Annotated in this window: 1 protein-coding gene; it reads left to right on the top strand. The window is 67.2% G+C overall.

Going from position 1 to position 458, the window contains the following annotated elements; all coding sequences use genetic code 11:
• Positions 1–70: 70 nt before the first annotated feature.
• Positions 71–458, top strand: a 388-nt coding sequence (gene gspG, locus AC066S_RS39310) for a type II secretion system major pseudopilin GspG (protein ID WP_478271981.1), incomplete at its 3' end; no start/stop codon positions are given.

Raw genomic sequence — 458 nt, forward strand, 5'->3', positions numbered from 1 at the left:
AGCGTGCCGAGCCGCAGCCCCCAGGGAGCGGAGGTGTTTGTCATCATGTCCCGATTATCATTGACCGCATATGTTTCCCACATTTCAGAACACCGTGATTCCCCGCAACGCAGGCGCCCTCGCACGGGGCGCACGGAATGCCCGCCGCCGGATCGCGCGCGGCTTCACGCTGATCGAGCTGATGGTGGTGCTCGTGATCATCGGCGTGCTGGCCGCGCTGATCGTGCCCAACGTGATCGACCGCGCGGACGACGCCCGCGTGACGGCCGCCCGCACCGACATCACCAACATCGTCCAGGCCCTGAAGCTCTACCGCCTGGACAACCAGCGCTATCCCACCGCGGAGCAGGGCCTGCAGGCGCTGATCGCCAAGCCCACGAACGGCCCCGTGCCGGGCAACTGGCGCCCCTACCTGGAGAAGCTGCCCAACGATCCCTGGGGCCGCCCCTACCAGTACC

The organism is Bradyrhizobium sp. CFUWI (assembly GCF_056429085.1).